Origin of the sequence: Sphingomonas sp. 4RDLI-65, assembly GCF_049472435.1 — a bacterium.
Lineage (GTDB): Bacteria > Pseudomonadota > Alphaproteobacteria > Sphingomonadales > Sphingomonadaceae > Sphingomonas.
Genome location: NZ_JBCEBT010000002.1, coordinates 377,874 through 396,143, shown reverse-complemented (window position 1 = coordinate 396,143; position 18,270 = coordinate 377,874). Strand labels below are relative to the sequence as shown.

21 protein-coding genes are annotated in these 18,270 nt (G+C 66.7%); 9 read left to right on the top strand and 12 right to left on the bottom strand.

Going from position 1 to position 18,270, the window contains the following annotated elements; translation table 11 throughout:
- Nucleotides 1-104 precede the first annotated feature (104 nt).
- From VH567_RS06885 to VH567_RS06835, 11 genes are all read right to left on the bottom strand, one after another.
- Nucleotides 105-1,025 carry a flagellin gene (locus VH567_RS06885; RefSeq protein WP_423324455.1) on the bottom strand — a complete coding sequence of 307 codons (921 nt, stop codon included), beginning with the start codon at nt 1,023-1,025 and terminating at the stop codon, nt 105-107.
- 5 nt (nt 1,026-1,030) lie between these two features.
- Nucleotides 1,031-2,377: a flagellar hook-associated protein FlgK gene (gene flgK, locus VH567_RS06880; RefSeq protein ID WP_423324453.1), complete on the bottom strand. Its 1,347-nt coding sequence runs from the start codon at nt 2,375-2,377 to the stop codon at nt 1,031-1,033.
- Nucleotides 2,374-2,709, bottom strand: coding sequence for a rod-binding protein (locus tag VH567_RS06875; protein ID WP_423324451.1), 336 nt, complete (start codon nt 2,707-2,709; stop codon nt 2,374-2,376). Before VH567_RS06875 ends, flgK begins: the two co-directional genes overlap by 4 nt.
- On the bottom strand, nt 2,706-3,803 hold the full coding sequence (locus tag VH567_RS06870; protein WP_423325010.1) for a flagellar basal body P-ring protein FlgI: 1,098 nt from the start codon (nt 3,801-3,803) through the stop codon (nt 2,706-2,708). The genes VH567_RS06875 and VH567_RS06870 overlap by 4 nt, the downstream gene beginning before the upstream one ends.
- A 188-nt stretch (nt 3,804-3,991) precedes the next feature.
- Nucleotides 3,992-4,723, bottom strand: a complete 732-nt coding sequence (locus VH567_RS06865; RefSeq protein WP_423324449.1) for a flagellar basal body L-ring protein FlgH — start codon at nt 4,721-4,723, stop codon at nt 3,992-3,994.
- Between the two features lie 8 nt (nt 4,724-4,731).
- Nucleotides 4,732-5,520, bottom strand: coding sequence for a flagellar basal-body rod protein FlgG (gene flgG / locus VH567_RS06860; protein ID WP_423324447.1), 789 nt, complete (start codon nt 5,518-5,520; stop codon nt 4,732-4,734).
- Between the two features lie 13 nt (nt 5,521-5,533).
- The gene (gene flgF, locus VH567_RS06855) at nt 5,534-6,286 is read right to left on the bottom strand and encodes a flagellar basal-body rod protein FlgF (RefSeq protein WP_423324445.1); all 753 of its coding nucleotides are present in this window, start codon (nt 6,284-6,286) and stop codon (nt 5,534-5,536) included.
- A 24-nt stretch (nt 6,287-6,310) separates the two neighbouring features.
- Entirely contained in the window at nt 6,311-7,612 is a 1,302-nt protein-coding gene (locus VH567_RS06850; RefSeq protein ID WP_423324443.1) for a flagellar hook protein FlgE, read from the bottom strand.
- A 35-nt stretch (nt 7,613-7,647) separates the two neighbouring features.
- On the bottom strand, nt 7,648-8,334 hold the full coding sequence (locus VH567_RS06845; protein ID WP_423324441.1) for a flagellar hook assembly protein FlgD: 687 nt from the start codon (nt 8,332-8,334) through the stop codon (nt 7,648-7,650).
- 2 nt (nt 8,335-8,336) lie between these two features.
- Nucleotides 8,337-8,747 (bottom strand): flagellar basal body rod protein FlgC, encoded by a 411-nt coding sequence (gene flgC, locus VH567_RS06840; protein WP_423324439.1) that lies wholly within the window; start codon nt 8,745-8,747, stop codon nt 8,337-8,339.
- A 1-nt stretch (nt 8,748) separates the two neighbouring features.
- On the bottom strand, nt 8,749-9,111 hold the full coding sequence (locus VH567_RS06835) for a flagellar basal body rod protein FlgB (RefSeq protein WP_423324437.1): 363 nt from the start codon (nt 9,109-9,111) through the stop codon (nt 8,749-8,751).
- A gap of 500 nt (nt 9,112-9,611) precedes the next feature.
- Between VH567_RS06835 and VH567_RS06830 the strand changes: the two genes are divergently transcribed.
- The 9 genes from VH567_RS06830 to VH567_RS06790 all read left to right on the top strand — a co-directional run bounded on the left by VH567_RS06830 (nt 9,612) and on the right by VH567_RS06790 (nt 16,856).
- Nucleotides 9,612-10,286 (top strand): motility protein A, encoded by a 675-nt coding sequence (locus VH567_RS06830; RefSeq protein ID WP_423324435.1) that lies wholly within the window; start codon nt 9,612-9,614, stop codon nt 10,284-10,286.
- Nucleotides 10,283-10,804, top strand: a complete 522-nt coding sequence (locus VH567_RS06825; protein WP_423324433.1) for a hypothetical protein — start codon at nt 10,283-10,285, stop codon at nt 10,802-10,804. Before VH567_RS06830 ends, VH567_RS06825 begins: the two co-directional genes overlap by 4 nt.
- Complete coding sequence (locus VH567_RS06820) at nt 10,801-11,295, top strand: flagella basal body P-ring formation protein FlgA (protein WP_423324431.1); 495 nt, start codon at nt 10,801-10,803, stop codon at nt 11,293-11,295. The genes VH567_RS06825 and VH567_RS06820 overlap by 4 nt, the downstream gene beginning before the upstream one ends.
- A gap of 117 nt (nt 11,296-11,412) precedes the next feature.
- Nucleotides 11,413-11,730: a flagellar biosynthesis anti-sigma factor FlgM gene (gene flgM / locus VH567_RS06815; protein WP_423324429.1), complete on the top strand. Its 318-nt coding sequence runs from the start codon at nt 11,413-11,415 to the stop codon at nt 11,728-11,730.
- Nucleotides 11,717-12,034, top strand: coding sequence for a flagellar protein FlgN (locus VH567_RS06810; RefSeq protein WP_423324427.1), 318 nt, complete (start codon nt 11,717-11,719; stop codon nt 12,032-12,034). Before flgM ends, VH567_RS06810 begins: the two co-directional genes overlap by 14 nt.
- A 198-nt stretch (nt 12,035-12,232) precedes the next feature.
- Nucleotides 12,233-13,078: a lytic transglycosylase domain-containing protein gene (locus tag VH567_RS06805; RefSeq protein WP_423324425.1), complete on the top strand. Its 846-nt coding sequence runs from the start codon at nt 12,233-12,235 to the stop codon at nt 13,076-13,078.
- Between the two features lie 3 nt (nt 13,079-13,081).
- Nucleotides 13,082-15,142: a flagellar biosynthesis protein FlhA gene (flhA, locus tag VH567_RS06800; protein WP_353444457.1), complete on the top strand. Its 2,061-nt coding sequence runs from the start codon at nt 13,082-13,084 to the stop codon at nt 15,140-15,142.
- Nucleotides 15,139-15,903 carry a FliA/WhiG family RNA polymerase sigma factor gene (locus VH567_RS06795; RefSeq protein ID WP_423324423.1) on the top strand — a complete coding sequence of 255 codons (765 nt, stop codon included), beginning with the start codon at nt 15,139-15,141 and terminating at the stop codon, nt 15,901-15,903. Before flhA ends, VH567_RS06795 begins: the two co-directional genes overlap by 4 nt.
- 134 nt (nt 15,904-16,037) lie before the next feature.
- The gene (locus tag VH567_RS06790) at nt 16,038-16,856 is read left to right on the top strand and encodes a hypothetical protein (RefSeq protein WP_423324421.1); all 819 of its coding nucleotides are present in this window, start codon (nt 16,038-16,040) and stop codon (nt 16,854-16,856) included.
- A gap of 355 nt (nt 16,857-17,211) precedes the next feature.
- Here VH567_RS06790 and VH567_RS06785 read toward each other — a convergent pair whose 3' ends face one another.
- Nucleotides 17,212-18,075, bottom strand: coding sequence for a flagellin (locus tag VH567_RS06785; RefSeq protein ID WP_423324420.1), 864 nt, complete (start codon nt 18,073-18,075; stop codon nt 17,212-17,214).
- Nucleotides 18,076-18,270: the final 195 nt, after the last annotated feature.

The window sequence follows — 18,270 nt, the reverse complement described above, 5'->3', positions numbered from 1 at the left end:
GAATTAACCGGATTTGGTAGCCAACCGGTTACCAGACGCGCGTCAGGCGCTGATAAATTTCACCGCGTGGATTTTAGCGGCTAAAATTCCAGGGCCCTGAAAGTTCAGCGCAGATAATCGAACAGCGACAGCGCCGACAGTTTCGAGAAGCTGGCCTGCGTCGCCGACAATACCGTCATCGTCTTCTGCAACTCGACCACCGCGCTGGTGATGTCGGTATCCTCGAGCCCCGACCGGGTCGCCTCGCGGTCCGTGCCGACATCCTTCAGCCGAAACGTCTCGAGATCGACTCGCGCCGCACGCGCGCCGAGCGACGCCTGCACGGTCGACAGCTGGTCGGACGCGGCAGTGATGTCGGTCAGCGACGTATCGAGCGCGCTCGGCGTGAAATCGTCCGACTGCAGCGCGGTCGCGATCGCCGCGAGCATCGCCAAGGTATTGGTGCCGCCATCGATGCTGCCATCGGACTTGGTCGTGCCGCCGACGGTGAAGATGCGCGCGGCGGTCTCGTTGGCCTGGATGCTCTGCCCGTCGCCGATCGGGATGCCCGACACCGGCTTCGACGCAAGCGCATAGCTGCCGTCGGTGGCGACCGCAGTCGCTCCGTCGCCGCCGCCGAACAAAGGCTGGCCGCGCGCGTCCTTCGCGTTGGCGAGGTTGGTCATCGTCGCGACGATCCCGGCGATCTGTTCGCCGATCGCCTTGCGGTTCGCCGCGTTCAACGTGCCGTTCTTGGCCTGCGTCACGAGCCCGACCGCGGTCTGCAGCTGGTCGGCGATCGCGGTCAGGCTGGTGTCGGCCTGAGTCAGCACCGAGTCGGCGGTGCCGAGATTGGCGGCATAGATCTTGTCGTTGGCGGTATCGCGCGCGAGCCCGGCGAGCCGCTGGTACGCGACGCTGTCCTGCGACGGCGCCGAAAAGCGCTTGGTGGTGGCGATCTGCGTCTGGAGCGAATCCGCCTTCGCCGACAGCGACGTCAGCGTGCTCGCCGAGCGATCGTAGAACAGGCTGGTCGCGATCTGCATGGGTGTTACCGGATCTCGAGGATGGACTGGAAGGTGTCGCGCGCGGCCTGGATCACCCGGCTCGACGCCTGATAGGCCTGCTGGAACCGCAGCAGATCGACCGCCTCGCTGTCGAGATCGACCCCGGACGCGGATGCAAGCGCGCTGACCGCACCGTCGCGGATCGCCCCTTGCGCCTCGGCGACGGTCTTGCGCTGTTCGAGCGCTGCGGCGTTGCCTGCGATCAGGCCGGTGGTGCGCGTCTCGAACCCGCCACTGGTACGGACCGCCTGCAAGGCGGCGAGGTTGGATGCGTCGCGCGCCCCGCCGGTCGCACCCGCCGCAGCGATCCCGCGCGGGTCGGTCATCGCGACGGAGATATCGGTCGGCGTGGCGCCGGTTGCGAACAACGCCGCCCCCGGATTGCCGTTCAGATCGCGACCTTGCGCCTGGACGGCGTTGACCTGGCTGGTGAAGTCCGCGGCGATACCGTTCAGCGACTGGCGCGCGACCGCAAGCCGTTGCGCGCCTTCCGCCATGCCAGCAAGCGCGCCGCTCAATGCCGGCAGCTCCGACGTGACGCCTGCGCGCGTGACCGAGAACTGCATCGCACCTTCGTCGTTGCGGGCGAACGAGGCTTGCCCGGTCTCGTTGCCGACCACGAATACCGGACCGCTCGTCCCGCCGAGCCGCACCGTGGCGCGCCCGAGCTGGTCGAACGACGCGTTCACGTCGGTCAGCGTGCTCATCTGGTCGAGCAGCTGGTCGCGCTGATCGGCGAGCTGCGCCGCGCTCGACGATCCCGGCGGTGTCCGCGCGAGCCCGTCATTGACCTTGGCCAGCGCGGTGCCGAGCGAATTGAGCGAATCGACCGCCTGCGAGGCGGACAGATCGAGTTCGGCGGTCGCGGTATCGAGCGCCTTGCCGGTCGCGGCAAACGACGCGGCAGCGGTGCTGGCCGCCTCGAGCATCACCGCCCGCGTCGGCTCGGATGTCGGATCGGCGGACAGCGCCTGTGCCGCGGTGAAGAAACTGGTGAGGCGATCGCTAAGCTTGTTGTCGGTCAGCGACGATTCGATCCGGCTCATCCAGGCGATGCCGGTCTCGGTCTTGCCGAGATCGGTGCTGGCCGAGCGGACCGCCTGCGAGCGATACGCGTCGGCGCTGCGACCGATGCCGACGATCGTCACACCGCTGCCCGACGAGGAGGTCCGCGCGTTGATCCCGCCGCTGATCGACGACACCTCGGCCAGCGTCGTCGTCCGCCGCGTATAGCCCGCCGTGCCGGTGTTCGCGATGTTCTCCGACACCGTGGACAAAGCGGTCTGGTACGCGCGGACGCCCGAGGCGCCGATCGAGAGGAGATCGCTCATGGCGGTGAGTCTGCCGCGGGATCGTTAAGATCGGATTGAGACCTTGCCAGGAAATCGGTCATCGCCTTGCCGATGCCGAGCGGCGTGTGCTCGGCCATCGACTTCGCGACCAGCCCGTCCTGCATGTCGGTGAAGGTGTCGATCGCCTTCGAATCGAACAGCGGGTTGGCGAGTTTCGCCTGCCGCATGCTCTTCAGCATCATGCCGGTAAAGACCGCCTCGAACTGCTGGCCTGCCTTGTCGAGATTGTCCTTCGACTTGAGGCGGCTCGTATCCGTCGAGATGCCGGTCGTGGGCGCGGCCGGCGTGATGGGTGTGGTGATCGCGCTCACAGGACGATCAACTCGGCCTTGAGCGCGCCGGCTTCCTTCAGCGCCTCGAGGATCGCGACCAGATCGGCCGGCGATGCGCCGATCGCGTTGACCGCCTTGACGATGTCGGCGAGCTTGGGGCCGGGGTTGAGCAGGAACATCGGGCGACGCTCCTCCTCGACCGCGACCGCGCTGTTCGGGGTGACGACGGTCTGGCCGCCGCTGAACGGGGCCGGCTGGCTGACCTGCGGCTTCTCGTCGATCCGCACCGTCATCTTGCCGTGCGTGATCGCCGCCGGGCCGACGCGGACCGCCGAGTTGATGACGACGGTGCCGGTGCGTGCGTTGACGATCACCTTGGCGGAGGGTTCGGCGGAGACGACGTCGAGATTCTCGATCGTCGACATGAGCGTGGCGCGGACGTCGGCACCGAACGGTGCGCGGACCGCGACCGAGACCGCGTCGATCGCCTGCGCGCTGCCGAAGCCCAGTTTCGAATTGATCGCGCCGGCGACGTTCTGCGCGGTGGTGAAATCGGCGCGCGCGAGGTTGAAGGTGAGCGTCGGTGCGCTGTCGAACCCGGTCGCGACCGCACGTTCGACGGTGGCGCCTTCGGGGATACGACCGGTCGAGGGCACGTTGACGACGATCTTCGATCCGTCCGCGCCTTCCGCGCCGAGGCCGCCGACGGCGAGGTTGCCCTGTGCCATCGCGTAGATCTGGTTATCGGCGCCTAGCAGCGGGGTCATGATCAGGCTGCCACCGCGGAGCGACTTGGCCTTGCCCATCGAGGCGACGGTGATGTCGAGGCGCTGCCCGGGCTTGGCGAACGGCGGCAGTTCGGCGGTGATCATGACGACCGCCGCGTTCTTCATGCCGGGGTTCGCGGTCGGCGGCAGCTGGAGGCCGAAGCGCGACGCGACCGCCTTCAGCGACTGCACGGTGTATTCGAGATTGTCGTCGCCGGTGCCTGGCAGGCCGACAACGATGCCGTAGCCGGTCAGCTGGTTCGAACGGATCCCCTGGAACCCGCCCAGGTCCTTGATCCGGTCGGCCGAGGCCGGCGCGGCGATGAGGAGCGATGCCATGAGAGTGGCGAGGAGACCTGCGAACAAACGAAACACGGTCTTTAGTCCTTTACCGTTCGTGCTGAGTAGCGACCGAGTAGTCGCGCAGCGGCGTATCGAGGGTGCGTATCGAAGCATGGGTTCCGCGCCCCAACCTGTCCTTCGATACGAGCCCTCGATACGCGCCTTCGGCACTACTCGGTCTCTACTCAGGACGAACGGCTGGGTGTTGCGCATCAAAACGGGCTGACGACGGAGAAGAAGCGGCCGAGCCACCCCTGGCGGCCGGCGCGGGCGACGTCGCCCTTGCCGGTGTACGAGATCTGCGCATCGGCCACGCGGGTCGACAGCACGCGGTTGTTCGCGTCGACGTCGGCGGTGCGCACCAGGCCCTTGATCTTGAGGAACTCGTCGCCGCGGTTGAGCGTGACGCGCTTCTGGCCCTGCACGAGCATCGTGCCGTTGGGATAGACCTCGGCGACCGTCACGCTGACTTCGCCCGATAGCGAGTTGGCCTGGTCGGCGGCCCCTGCCCCGTTGAAATTGCGTCCGCCGCTGATCGACGCATCGGTCTTGTTGAACAGGTTGAGCGCACCGGTGGTTGGCGGCGTGATGCTCGCCCCGCCATTGCTGTCGAGCTTGGAGCCCGACGACTTCGATGCGGCGGTGCGCTCGACCAGCACGATCGTCAGCGGATCGCCGACCTTCCGCGCACGCCAGCCTTCGTACAGCGCCGCGTAACCGTCCTGCGCCTGGAAGATCGAGCCGGTCGCGACGACCGGCACCGGCTGGACCGGCAAGGGCCGTACGACCGAGAAATCCTCAGGCGGCGCCTTCTTGCCGAAGAGGCCGGCGTCCGCCGCCTGCGGGCTCAGGCCCGCGACGACAAGCGCACCGGCGATCGCGGCGAGCGTGATCTCGATCCAGTGCGCGCTAAAGCGGAAGGGAGTGGGTGCCTTGGATGCCATGGTCCGGATCAGATGTTCTGGTTGACGTATTTGAGCATGTCGTCGGTCGCCGAGATCATCTTCGAATTGACCTCGTACGCGCGCTGCGTCTCGATCATGTCGACGAGTTCCTCGACGACGTTGACGTTCGACGCCTCGAGCATGCCCTGCTTGATGTTGCCGCGACCGTCCTGCCCGGCGATGCCGACATTGGCGGCGCCGCTGGCGGCGGTCTCGACGAGGTAGTTGTCGCCGGTCGCCTGCAGGCCTGCACCGTTCGGGAAGCTGGCGACCTGGATCTGGCCGATCTGGCTCGCCTCGGTCTGGCCGGGCACGGTCGCCGACACGGTACCGTCCGAGCCGATCGTGATCGCGGTCGTGCCCTCGGGCACGGTGATGCCGGGCTGCAGCTGATAGCCTTCGCTGGTGACCAGCAGGCCTTCCGCCGAGCGCGAGAAATTGCCGGCGCGGGTATAGCCGAGCGTGCCGCCGGGCATCTGCACCTGGAAATAACCGTCGCCGTCGAGCGCGAGATCGAGGCTGTTGCCGGTCGTCTGCATCGCGCCCTGCGTGTCGATCCGCGCCGTGCCCTGGAGCCGGACGCCGGTGCCGAGGTTGAGCCCGGTCGCGTATTTCGTCTCGGCGGTGCTCTGCGTACCGGGGGTCGTGACGACCTGGTAGGCGAGCGCCTCGAACGCCGCACGGTCCTTCTTGAAGCCCGTGGTGTTCACGTTGGCGAGGTTGTTCGAGATGATACGCATGCGGGTATCCTGGGCGTCGAGCCCGGTACGCGCGATATGCATGGCTGCGGATGACATTCGTCGGTTCCTTCTAGCTCGGCAGGCGCATCAAAGATGCACCGCTTTCATCCATGTCCTTGGCGGACTTCAACATGTTGGCCTGGACTTCGTAGCTGCGCTGGTTCTCGATCATGTCGACCAACGCCTGCGTCATGTTGACGTTCGATCCCTCGATCGCACCGCCCTGCACCTTCGCATCGAGATCCTCGGGCAGCGTGCCGCCGCCCTTGACGCGCAACAGGTTGTCGAGGCCCTTGACGGTGTCCGACCCCTTGGTGTCGGCAAGCTTGAGCTTGTCGATCACCTGCGGGTTCTGCGCGTCGCCGCCCTGCGGGATGATCGAGATCGTCCCGTCGGCAGCGATCGACAGCGACTGGTAGGGCGGCAGGGTGATCGGCCCCCCCGAGCCGATCACCGGATGCCCATCTCCGGTCTGCAAGACGCCGGAGGGAGCAACTTCGAGGTCACCACGACGCGTGTACGCCTCCGAGCCGTCCGATGCCTGCACCGCCAGCCACGCGGTGGTGCCGGTGATCGCGACGTCGAGCGGACGCCCGGTCTGCTGGATCGCGCCGGGTGCGCGGTCTGCATCCGTGACTTCTTCCGAGGTCGGCGCGCGCGCCTCCAGCGTGGCGCCGTCGCCCTTCAGGTTGAGCCGGTCGAACACCACGCGATCGGCGCGGAACCCGGTGGTCGACGCGTTCGCCATGTTGTTGGCGATCGCCGCCTGCGCCGCCATGTGCGCGCGCAGGCCCGTCGCCGCGGTGTAGACCAGCTTGTCCATTCAGGGTCCCCTGCGCGCTACCGGTTAGGCGCGGATGTTGAAGATGGTCTGCGAGATCTGGCTGGCGGTATCCAGGGCCTTCGAATTCGCCTGGAAGTTACGCTGTGCCGCGATCAAATTGACCAGCTCCTCGGTGATGTCGACGTTCGAGCGCTCGATCGTCCCGGACATCAGGTTGCCGAGGCCCTTCTGCCCGGCCGACCCTGCGATCGGGGTGCCCGAGACACCGGTCGACGCCCAGCCGCTGTCGCCGATCTGACGCAGGCCCGACGGGTTCGAGAAGTTGACCAGGGCGACCTGGCCCAGCGCCTTGATGTCGCCGTTCGAGAAGCTTGCCTTGACGATGCCGGCGTCGTCGACGGTCACGCCCTGCAGCTGGCCGACCGCGAGGCCGTCCTGCGTCTGCGCAGCGAGCTTGAACGGCGCCGAGGTCTGCGTGCTTGCGGCAAGGTCGAGGCTGATCGCCTGCGCGGCTCCGCTGGCGGGCGTGAACGCGTCGAACTTGGTTGCGGGCGTCGCCGGAGCCAACTGCCCGGTATTGCCGAAGGTCAGCTGTACGCTGTCGCTGCCGCCGGTGGTGCCGCTGCCGCCGCCCACGGTCATCTTCTGATCGCCAACGAAGCTGTAGACGGACCATGTCGACGACAGATCGTCGGCCACGCCGGCGGTGGAGGCCATCGGTGCGGTGTCGCGGACGTAATAGCTCGTCATCGTCATCGGGTTGCCCTGCGCGTCGTAGACCGACGTCGTGGTCGCCTGGCTATAGGAGGACACGTCGAACCGGTTGAACGGCGTGGTCGCCGGCACTGCGGTCTTGGCGTTCAGGTTGACGCCGAGCGAGACCGTCTCGGTCGCCTTGACGGTGCCGCTGGTCGCCGGCAGCACCAGGTTCTGCAGCGTGTCCATGCTCGACTGGATGAGGTTGCCCGACCCGTCGACCGGATAGACCTGGAGGAAGTTGCCGTTCGCGTCGGTCACGTTGTTGTTGGCGTCGACCAGGAACGAGCCGTTGCGGGTGTAGTTGACCGTCGCCGACGCGGCGTCGGGCTTGACCGCGAAGAAGCCGTCGCCCGACACGGCGAGATCGAGCGCGTTCGCCGACTGGATCAGGTTGCCCTGGCCGAACTGCTGGCGGTTGCCCTTGACCATGACACCCGAACCGACCTGCTGCGCGGGCGCGAGCGAGACGCTCGAGGCGATCACGTCGGCGAAATCGGTGCGGCTCTTCTTGAAGCCGTTGGTCGAGACGTTGGCGAGGTTGTGCGAGATCGTGGCCATCTCAGACTGCGAGGCCTGGAGACCGGAAAGCGAAGTGTAGAAGGACATGCGTTTGACTCCTTTGAATTAGAAACGGGGTGCGATCAGCCGATCTGGCGGACGCTGCTGACCGGCACTTCGCCGATCCCGGGAAGGGTGAGGATGGCGGTTCCGGTGGTGGTCGAAACCGATTGGACGGGCGCCCAGACCAGGCTGGTCGCAGCGACCGCGGTGCCGGCGTTCTGCGCCGCGATGCTGACCTTGAACGGGCCGTTGCCGGCGTCGGCGCCGGTCGAATCCTTGCCGTCCCAGTCGTAGCCGACGGTGCCCTTGGCCTGCGCCCCTAGCTGCATCGTCGTGAGCGCCACGCCGTTCGCGTCGCTGATCGTGACGTTGACGTCGCTCGCCGCGCCGGCCAGCTCGACCGAGCCGGCGATGCCGCCCGACGACCGCCCATACGCGGTGGTCCCTTCGGTCAGGACGGTCTTGCCGACGTACGACAGCGCGTCGCTCGCACTGGTAGTGTTGAGCTTGTCGGCGATCGACTTCATCGTCGTGCTCATCTCGGTGATCCCGGCGAGGCTCGAGAACTGCGCCATCTGCGCGACCATCTGGGTGTTGTCGACCGGGTTGAACGGGTCCTGGTTCTGCATCTGCGCGGTCATCAGCTTCAGGAAATCGTTCTGGTTGAGCGTTCCCGCCTCGGCCGCGGTGGTCGTCTTGGGCGCGGTGGTCGCCGACGTGCGCGTGATGCCGAGGGTGGCCAGCGTGGTATCGAAGGAAGTTGCCATGATCAGCGGCCTAGCTTGAGGGTATCGATGATGAGCGACTTGGCCGTGTTCATCACTTCGATGTTGTTCTGGTAGCTGCGGGCGGTCTCCATCATGTCGACCATCTCGCGGGTTTCATCGACCGCCGCCTCGAAGATGTTGCCATCCTTGTCGGCCATCGGATTGTCGGGGTCGTAGCGCTTGGTCGGCGCTTCGCCGGCGGTGACGACACGCTCGACGTCGACCGTCGACATGCCGCTGGCCGCGTCGAAGCTGGTGCGGAACACCGGCTTCATCGTCTTGTAGGCGGCCTCCGCGGACCCGGCGGTGCCGCCGGCATTGGCGAGGTTCGACGCGGTGGTGTTCATCCGGACGAGCTGCGCGGACATCGCGCGGCCGGCGACCTGGAAGATCGTCATGGGCTGGCTGGACATCTTATTCCCCCTTCAGCGCGCGGGTGATCTGGCCGATCCGCCCGTTCAGGAACGACAGGGTCGTCTGATACTGGACGGCGTTCTCGGCGAACGCGGTCTGCTCCTGGCTCAGCTCGACGGTGTTGCCGTCCATCGAGGTCTGCGTCGGAATGCGGTATTTGGTGGCCGCATCGGTGCCGCCGTCGTGCTCGACCGACGCGAGCGCCGACTGGAAATCGATGTCGCGCGCCTTGAAGCCGGGCGTCGACGCGTTGGCGATGTTCGACGCCAGCACACCCATGCGCTGCGAGCGCACCTCGAGTGCCGCCCCGTGAACTCCGAAAAGCGTGTCGCCTGACACAAGCCCGTCTCCTGGCGCAACCATTGCGCAATCGGACATAAGCAATGGCCGTGCCAGTTTTGGCGATCAGGGTGGCGGGGGTGCGTTTGCCGGGTGGCGGCAGGCGGGCGGCAAGGCGAACGGCAAGCGGTTGCCGGTGTTGCAGGGGTGGGCGGCAAGTGCGTTGCCGCCTCGTCGCCCCGCTCGGATACCGACCCCCGACCGCATAATGTTTCCCCGCGAAGGCGGGGATCCAGACTGGGCTCCCGCCTTCGCGGGAGAACAAGAAGGGGAGTGCTGTCGCTCACCCATTTCCACCACCCCGGCGAAGGCCGGGGCCCAATTGGAGAGGTCGCAGTAATGCAGCGCAGCCTTAGTTAGCGACGTCCCCCAATTGGGCCCCGGCCTTCGCCGGGGTGGTGCTTGTGGGGGATGGCTCATGCGCCAAACGATTGCCCGCCCGCTCCGCAGCCCCGAAACTAGCCCGGCATGACGAAGGAGCCCCACAACCCAATCCGGCACACCCCTTGCATATCCCCACACACATGATCACGCTCGCTCAACTCCTCGACCCAGCAGCGCTCGCCATCGTCGTTGGCGGTACGGTGCTGGCGGTCGTCCTCCGCACCCCGTTCCGCGATCTCGGCCGGGCGCTCGCCGCGGTCACGACGCTGGGCCGCAGTCGGTTCGATGCCGACCCACTGCTCCAGCAGATCACCGCGCTCGCGCGGATCGCCAAGCGTCACGGCGTGATGGCGCTCGATCGTTCGGTCATCACCGACGCCGACGTCGCCGCAGGGATCGCCGCGATCGTCGATGGCGGCTCGGCAGGCGACGTCGCGACGCTCGTCCAGCACCGCCGTCGCGCCCGTATAGAACGCCATGTCGCCGCCGCCGACGTCTGGGCGGGCGCCGCCGAAGTCGCGCCGGCGATGGGCATGGTCGGCACCCTGATCGGCCTCGCGCAGATGTTCGCGACGATGAGCGATCCCGGCGCGATCGGCGGCGCGATGGCGGTCGCCTTGCTCGCGACGCTGTACGGCGCGCTGTTCGCCAACCTCGTCTTCATGCCGATCGCCAACCGCCTGCGCGCGCAAGGCCGCAACGAGGCGTTCGAACGCGCCCGGATCGAGGCGCCGCTGGTAGCGCTCGCCGAACGCGAGACGCCGCGCGGGTATGTCGCGCCCCATCCTGCCCCAAGCCTGGCCACCGTCGCGTGAACGCCAGCGACTATCCCGACGTCCCGACCGGCAAACCGCTCTGGCTGATCACGCTCGCCGACCTCGCGCTTCTGCTGGTCGGCTTCCTCGTGCTCCTCCAGGCGACGCAGCACATCGGCGGAAAGGACTTCGCACGGGGTATCCGCGAAGGCTTTGGCGCCAACGATGCCGAGCCCGCGCCGATGCCCGTCGCCGCCGCCGGAATCCTCGATTTCGCTCCCGGTTCGGCGATCCTGCCGACCACGCCCGGCGCGCTCGTCGCCTGGGCGCGCGAGGCGGCGCGTGACCCCCGCGTGATGCTCACCGTCACCGGATCGACCGACGGCACGCCCGCCGACATCGACCGGGTCACCGGCAGCGCCGCGATCCTCGCCGCCGACCGTGCGCGCACCGTCGCCGCTGCGCTCGCCGCGGTCGCGCCGTCCCGGGTCGCGATCGTGACCGCCACCAAGCCCGGCCGTCGTGCCGCCATCGTCTCCGTCGCCTTTGTCGGCGAACCGCTTAGGACAACCCCATGATCCTCCCGCTCCTGCTCGCCGCCGCAAGCTTCCAGGATACCGCCGCGCTCGATCGCTCGGTCGCGGCCTTTACCGGTCGCCCGACGGGTGCCGAGGGCGGCGCGCGTACGCCGGTCGACGCGCGGCTGCGGCTGGCGACCTGTCCGACGGTGTCGCTGTCGTGGCGCACCGAGCAGCATGACGCGGTCGTGGTGTCCTGCGCGGGGCCGGCGTGGCGGATCTTCGTGCCCGTGATCCGGCCGGCCAGCGCCCCCGCCGCGATCGCCGCGTCGTTCGTGCCCGCGGCCAAGGTGGCGCCGGTCATCAAGCGCGGCGATCCGATCGTGATCGAGGCCGGCACCGAGGGCTTCTCGATCAGCCGCGAGGGCGTCGCGATGGGCGATGCCGCGCCCGGCGGCCGCTTCATGGTCAAGGTGGACGCGACGCGGACGCCGGTCCAGGCGATCGCCGTCGAGGCGGGGCGCGCGACGCTGCCCGGTTGGTCGAACTAAGCCGGGTCGAGCTGGCAAACCTGACCGAATAGTAAATTTCCGACATTTTAATTTTGCTAAAGCTTTTCGCGATGCGGCCGTTTCTCCTGATGTCAGCGCAAACCAAAGGATGCGTACATGGTGGACTCGATCGGTGCGAAGCCGTCAGTAGCAGGAGATCGCTCCGTCGCGCGCGTCGCCGCCGCGACGCCGGCGACGGTCGTACAGACCCCGGTGCAGACGTCCCCGCAAGCTGCGGCTCCGCTGCAGAACGCGGTGGTGTCGGACTCGATCGCGCTCGCCAAGACGATGGCCTCGTCGCCGCCGATCAACGCGACGCGCGTCGCCGAGATCAAGAAGGCGATCGCCGCGGGCAATTTTCCCATCCTTCCCGCGACCATCGCCGATCGGCTGATGGCGCTGAGCCTGGCCTGGAATTCCAATGACAAGGCGTGATGCCCTGATCCGCGTGATCGACGCGCTGCACGCCGAGATCGACGCGCTGAAGTCGAACGACGTCGCCAGCTTGGAGCGCGCGACCGCCGACAAGCTCGCCGGGATCGAACAGGTCGCGCTGCTGGGCACGGGGCCCGCGGGCACCGAGATCCGCGAGCTGGCCGACGAGGCGAACCGGCTCAACGAGACGTGCCGGATCTACACGAATTTGATGGCGGCAAATGTCCGCCGCCGCCTGCAAACCCTGACCGGCGACGGCGCCGTTGCCGGGTATCGGCCGGGACTTAGGGCGGCGTACGCGTAATAGTCCGGCCTGTATTCCTCCCCTGCAAGGGGAGGTGGCAGCGCCTGCGCTGACGGAGGGGTGACCCGCTTTCGATAGGGCGACACCCCTCCGTCGCTACGCGACACCTCCCCTGCCAGGGGAGGATAAGACGAACCATTACAAAACTGGCACGCCCCTTGCTGAGTACCCCCTGAATCAGGGGCACCGCACACGGGCATGACCGTCAATCCTATCACTACCAGCCGGATCCAGTCCGCGATCGCGCTTGCGAGCAGCAAGACGGGCGTGGATTTCGACTATCTACTGGGCCAGGCGAAGCTCGAAAGCGGGCTCAACGCCAACGCCAAGGCCGGCACGTCGAGCGCATCCGGCCTCTATCAGTTCATCGAACAGAGCTGGCTCTCCGTCGTCAAGAAGCACGGCGCCGAGCACGGCATGGCGTGGGCCGCGAACAGCATCGGCACATCGTCGAGCGGGCGCCTCTCGGTCGGCGATGCCGGCACCAAGGCGGCGATCCTCGCGCTGCGCAACGATCCCAACGCCGCCTCGCTGATGGCCGCCGAATATGCCTCGGACAACAAGGCCTCGCTAGAAAACACGCTGAACCGCCCGGCGTCGGGCACCGACCTCTATATGGCGCATTTCATGGGTCTCGGCGGCGCGACCAAGTTCCTGAAAACGATGCAGACCAACCCGCAGGCGAGCGGCGCCGCGCTGTTCCCCGCCGCCGCGCGCGCCAACCACAACGTCTTCTACGATTCGAACAACCAGCCGCGCACCCTGTCGGCGATCTACGACCGCTTCGCCGACAAGCTCGGTGGCGCCGCAGCCGGTGCGAGCGCGACCGCGACGCCCACCAACTTCGCGTCGCAGGCGCTCGACATGGACGGCAGCACGGTCATCACCGGCAGCAACGAAAGCGCCGACGACGCGCTCGCCTGGGCAACGACCGCGATGAACAAGTTCACCGGTCGGACGACGCAGGCCGCCGCCAATATCCTGCGCCCAACGCCCGATACCGCGCGGCTCGCGTACATGATGCTCGCACGGTTGGGCGCCTAAGCCATGAACCGCATTCTCTCCAACGCCAGGGCGTCGGTCCTGCCGCTCGCGATCCTGCTGCTCGTGCTCGTCATGGTCGTGCCGATCCCGGCGTTCATGCTCGACATCTTCTTCGTGGCGAACATCGCGATCAGCCTCGCGGTGCTGATGGTCGCCTTGAACGCGCAGAAGCCGCTCGACTTCTCCGCCTTCCCGACCGTGCTGCTGTTCGCCACCCTTTTCCGTCTCGGCCTCAACGTCGCCTCCACCCGCATCGTGCTGGTCCACGGCCACGAGGGCGAAAGCGCGGCGGGCCACGTCATCGAGGCGTTCGGGACGTTCCTGATCGGCGGCGATTACGTCGTCGGCATCTTCGTTTTCGCGATCCTGATGATCATCAACATGATCGTCGTCACCAAGGGCGCCGGCCGCGTGTCGGAAGTCAGCGCGCGCTTCACGCTCGACGCGCTGCCCGGCAAGCAGATGGCGATCGACGCCGATCTGAACGCGGGCCTCATCACCCCCGACGAAGCCAAGGCACGCCGCGTCGAAGTCTCGACCGAAGCCGATTTCTACGGCTCGATGGACGGCTCGTCGAAGTTCGTGAAGGGCGATGCGGTCGCCGCCATGCTGATCCTCGCGGCCAACATCATCGGTGGCCTGATCCTCGGTCCCGTCAGCCACGGCATGACGATCGCCGATGCGGCGCACAATTACATCCTGCTCGCGATCGGCGATGCGCTGGTCGCGCAGCTGCCGAGCCTGATGCTGTCGATCGCCGCCGCGTCGATCGTCACGCGCGTCACCTCCGACAAGGACCTTGCCGGCCAGATCGGCGGCCAGTTCGGTAGCCCACGCACCTGGACGCCGGTCGCGGTGATCCTCGCGCTGCTCGGCATCCTGCCCGGCATGCCGCACATGGTGATCCTGCCCGCCGCGGCGATCGCCGGGTTCGCCGCGTGGAAGCTGCGCCAGATCGAGCGCCGTCCTGCCCCCGTCGTGGTCGTCCCCGTCGAGACGATCGACCAGTCGAAGATCGGCTGGGAGGAAGTCACCGACGGCATGCAGGTCAATCTCGACATCGGCTACGGACTGGTCCCCCTTGCCGACGAGCGTCGCGGGTCGCCGCTGATGGGGCGGATCACCGGCGTCCGCCGCCAATTGTCGAAGGAACTGGGCTTCGTCGTGCCGCAGGTCCGCGTCCGCGACGACATCAACCTCGCGCCGTACGTGTACCGGATCCTCGTCAACGGCGTCGTCGTCGGCGAGGACACGGTCTCGCCCGACGAGATGCTCGCGCTCGACACGGGGCAGGCGTTCGGCGACCTGTTCGGCAAGAAGGTCAAGGACCCGACGTTTGGGCTCGACGCGACCTGGGTCGACGCCAGCGATGCCGATGCCGCGACCGGCGCGGGCTATCTGGTGGTCGATCCCGGCACCGTGATGGCGACGCACCTCAACCACCTCCTCGGCCAGAACGCGTCCGAGCTGCTCGGCCAGGACGAAGTGCAGGCGCTGCTCGACGGTCTCAAGGAGCGCGCCGCGCAACTGGTCGCCGCACTCGCGCCGCTGCCGATCACGACGTTGACGCAGGTCCTGAAAGGCCTGCTCGCGGAGAACGTGCCGCTCAAGGAATTCCGTCGCATCGCCGGCGCGATCGCGGTCGCCGCGCAGCGCACGCAGGACGCCGAGGAGATCATCGAGACGATCCGCCCCGAGCTCGGCGCGCTCATCATCCAGAAACTGTGCGGCGTGCGCGAACCGCTGCGCGTCATGACGTTGGAGGGTCAATTGGAAGGTCTGCTCGGCCAGGCGATGCGCGCCGATCAATCGCGCCGCCACGTCATCGAACCCGATCTCGGCCGCCGCATCGTCGAGGCGCTGCAACGCGCCGCCGAACCGCTGATCGCCGAAGCGAAACCGTTCGCGCTGGTCGTCCAGCCGACCATCCGCATCGCGATCCGCAAGCTGGTGCGGACGTGCCTACCCGACACGCCGGTCATGTCGTTCTTCGAAGTGCCCGAGGAGAAGGCGGTCGAAGTCGTCGCTGTCATCGGTGCCTCGCAACAGGCGCTGGCGGCATGAGCGCGCTCCCGATGCGCGGCGCGTTCGCCGATGCCCAGCCCTTCACGGGCCAGCCTCTCACCTACCGCCCGCACCAGCGCCCCGGCGGCGACGCGGACCAGTTGGTGAAACAGCATCTGCCGCTGGTCCGCCGGATCGCCTGGCACGTCCACGGCAGCATGAGCAGCAGCGTCGAGGTCGAGGATTTGATCCAGGTCGGCTTGGTCGCACTGGTCGAAGCCGCGGCGAATTTCGACGAGCGCGGCATGCCGTTCAAGACCTACCTCATCACCCGCCTGCGTGGCAGCATGATCGACGAACTCCGCCGCCAGGCCACGAGCACGCGCGGCGCGATGCGTCGCCGCCGCCAGTACGCCGAGGCGATCTCGACGCTCACCGCCCGCACCGGCAAGGCTCCCGGAGAAGACATGATCGCAGAGCATATCGGCGTGACGATCGAGAAACTCCGCACCGACTACGTCACCGCCGACGCGATTCGCTTCGACTCGATCGACGACATGTATTCGGACGACTTGCCGTGGTTCGCCGACGACACGCCCGATGCGTTCGAGCAGCTCGCCGACAGCGACATGCGCGAGGCCCTAATCAAGGCAATCACTGCGCTCCCCGAACGCGAGGCGCAGGTGATCCAGCTTTATTACGTCGAAGAACTCAACCTCGAGGAGATCGGCGAAGTCTTCGGCGTCGGCTCGGCGCGCGTGTGCCAGATCAAGGCGTCCGCGCACGCAAAGTTGAAGAAAGCGCTTGCGCGGCAGGTCTGACGGCCAGGACCGATAATCTTACGAAAGTGTTGCCTCCGATACGGAGCCACCTTCTATAGACCGCGACCGCACCGAACCGCATCTTGTTCACCGAGCTATTCGGGGGAGCGAGCATGCTACGCATATCGACGATATTGATCTCCGTGCTCGCAATGGCTGCGGCCATTCCCGAACGGGCAATCGCGCAGAAGCGAACATCCGATCAGATCGCCGCCGAATGGCGCGAAGCGAAATATCAGGAGCTGATCGCTCAGCGTGATGCCATCGAGGCGCAGATCTCGTCCTTGGATGACGACGAGGTGACGCCCGATACGCGTCAACCGCCCCCCGCGGTAGCGGGCGCGGCGGCAGCAGGCGCCCATACGAAAGATGGCCGCAGTTCCACTGCCGCCGCATCAAAGCTCCGTGAAGCACCGCCGACCGCAGCCGACATCGCAAAAGCGATCAAGGCGCTGGACAAGAAACCGGGTGGGACGTTCGGGGGAATTGATTTCGGCGGCGGCATCTCGTTCACGCTTGATGTCGGCACCAGTGACCGGATCAGCGATGCAGCGCTGGTCAACGGCATCGTGCGCGTGAACGACGAAAATAACGGTCGCGCTCGGATCATGCTGGAGTCGCACTATTTCTTCACCCCGCGCGCGAACATCGACTTCCTCGATCTCAGAAATACGCGAGACGAAAAACAATGGGGCTGGGGCCCGTTCATCGCGCTCCAGCCCGGCACCGACGACGTCATCGAGGCGGTCGGCATGGGCGTGATGTTCGGTGCGCGGCGCGGCGCAGGAGACGACAGCTTCAACCTCGGCTTTGGCGTCGTCGTCGATCCGAACACCCGTATCCTCGGCGAGGGGCTTAGGGCCAACAAGCCTCTTCCTGCTGGGGAGAGCGCGATCCGCTACAAGGAGGAGATGCAGACGGGTATCCTGATCCTGTCGTCCTTCTCGTTCTAGGACGGGTCTACCTTTACCGGTTCGGCACGAGCTGGTTCGTTATTTGCGGCCTCATAAGAGGGCCGCGGTCGTACCCGAACGACAGTCTGCTCGCTCTTGTCCTCCCGCGAAGGCGGGAGCCCAGACTGGGTCCCCGCCTTCGCGGGGAAACACACTCCACCTGCCCCGATGCTACGGTACTGGCCTGGGCCGGAAGGTCGATGCGGCGAGCCGCGTGCCGTCGGCTGCGGGCCACATAGGCGAAAACCCCGGGGGCTTGCGCCACCGAGGTTTTCTCCGCCCCTGCTTCTGTGAAGCAAGGCGGGTCCGAGCGGCACCGACACCCTTTGGGGGGCGGTGCCGGTGCCGTTCCGGATTACTGGAGCAGCTTCAGGACGCTCTGCTGGCTCTGATTGGCCTGGCTGAGCATCGCGGTCGATGCCTGGCTCAGGATCTGGGCCTTGGCGAGCGCGGTCGTTTCTGCCGAGAAATCGGTGTCTTCGATGCGGCTCTTGGCGTCCGACAGGTTGGTCGCGTTGGAGGTCAGGTTGTTGACCGCCGACTGGAGGCGATTCTGATCTGCACCCAGGCCGGCGCGCGTCGTCGCGATCGACGCGATCGCATCGTCATACTGCTCGAGCGTGCCAGTCGTCTTGAGCACAGTCGCGTCAGTTGCCGTTACATCGACAATGTTCGAGAGCGCAAATCCCGCGCCATCCGGTGTGGGATCCGTACCATCCGTAACATCGGTCAGATTGCCTACCGACAGCGTGATCTGGTCGAGGTCGGTGGCACCCGCCTGGATGACGACCGCGGACGAGTCGCCGTTGAACAGCTTGGTACCGTTGAACTCGGTGTTGTTGACGACCGATGCGATCTGCTTGGCGAGCGCGACGCGCTCCTTGTCGATGTTCGCCCGGTCATCGACCGAATAGGTGTCGTTCTGGCTCTGCACGGTCAGTTCGCGCATACGCTGCAGGTTGTTGCTGACCTCGTCGAGCGCGCCCTCTGCGGTCTGCGCCAGCGAGATGCCGTCGTTGGCGTTGCGGATGCCCTGGTTCATGCCGCGGATCTGCGAGGTCATCGACGACGCGATCGCGAGGCCGGCGGCATCGTCCTTGGCCGAATTGATGCGCTTGCCGGTCGACAGGCGCTCCATCGAGGTCGAGAGCATGCTCGAAGCCTGGGTCGAAGCGTTGGTGGCGCGCATCGCCGAGGTGTTGGTACCGATGACAGTCATTGCGAAATCTCCGTGAATGTTCCGACGATCCGCGCCGCCCCCATGGCGAAAACCCCGTGCCGTCGAAGTGAGTAACGGCCGCCCGCGAACGAGCTTTAGGAAATAAATTCGGCCCTCGCGGTGGGCCGGTGGGCGCTCGCATGCAGGCCCGGACACGCCCCCCGTGCAGGGTCGCGCGCGCGAACGTGTCCGCAT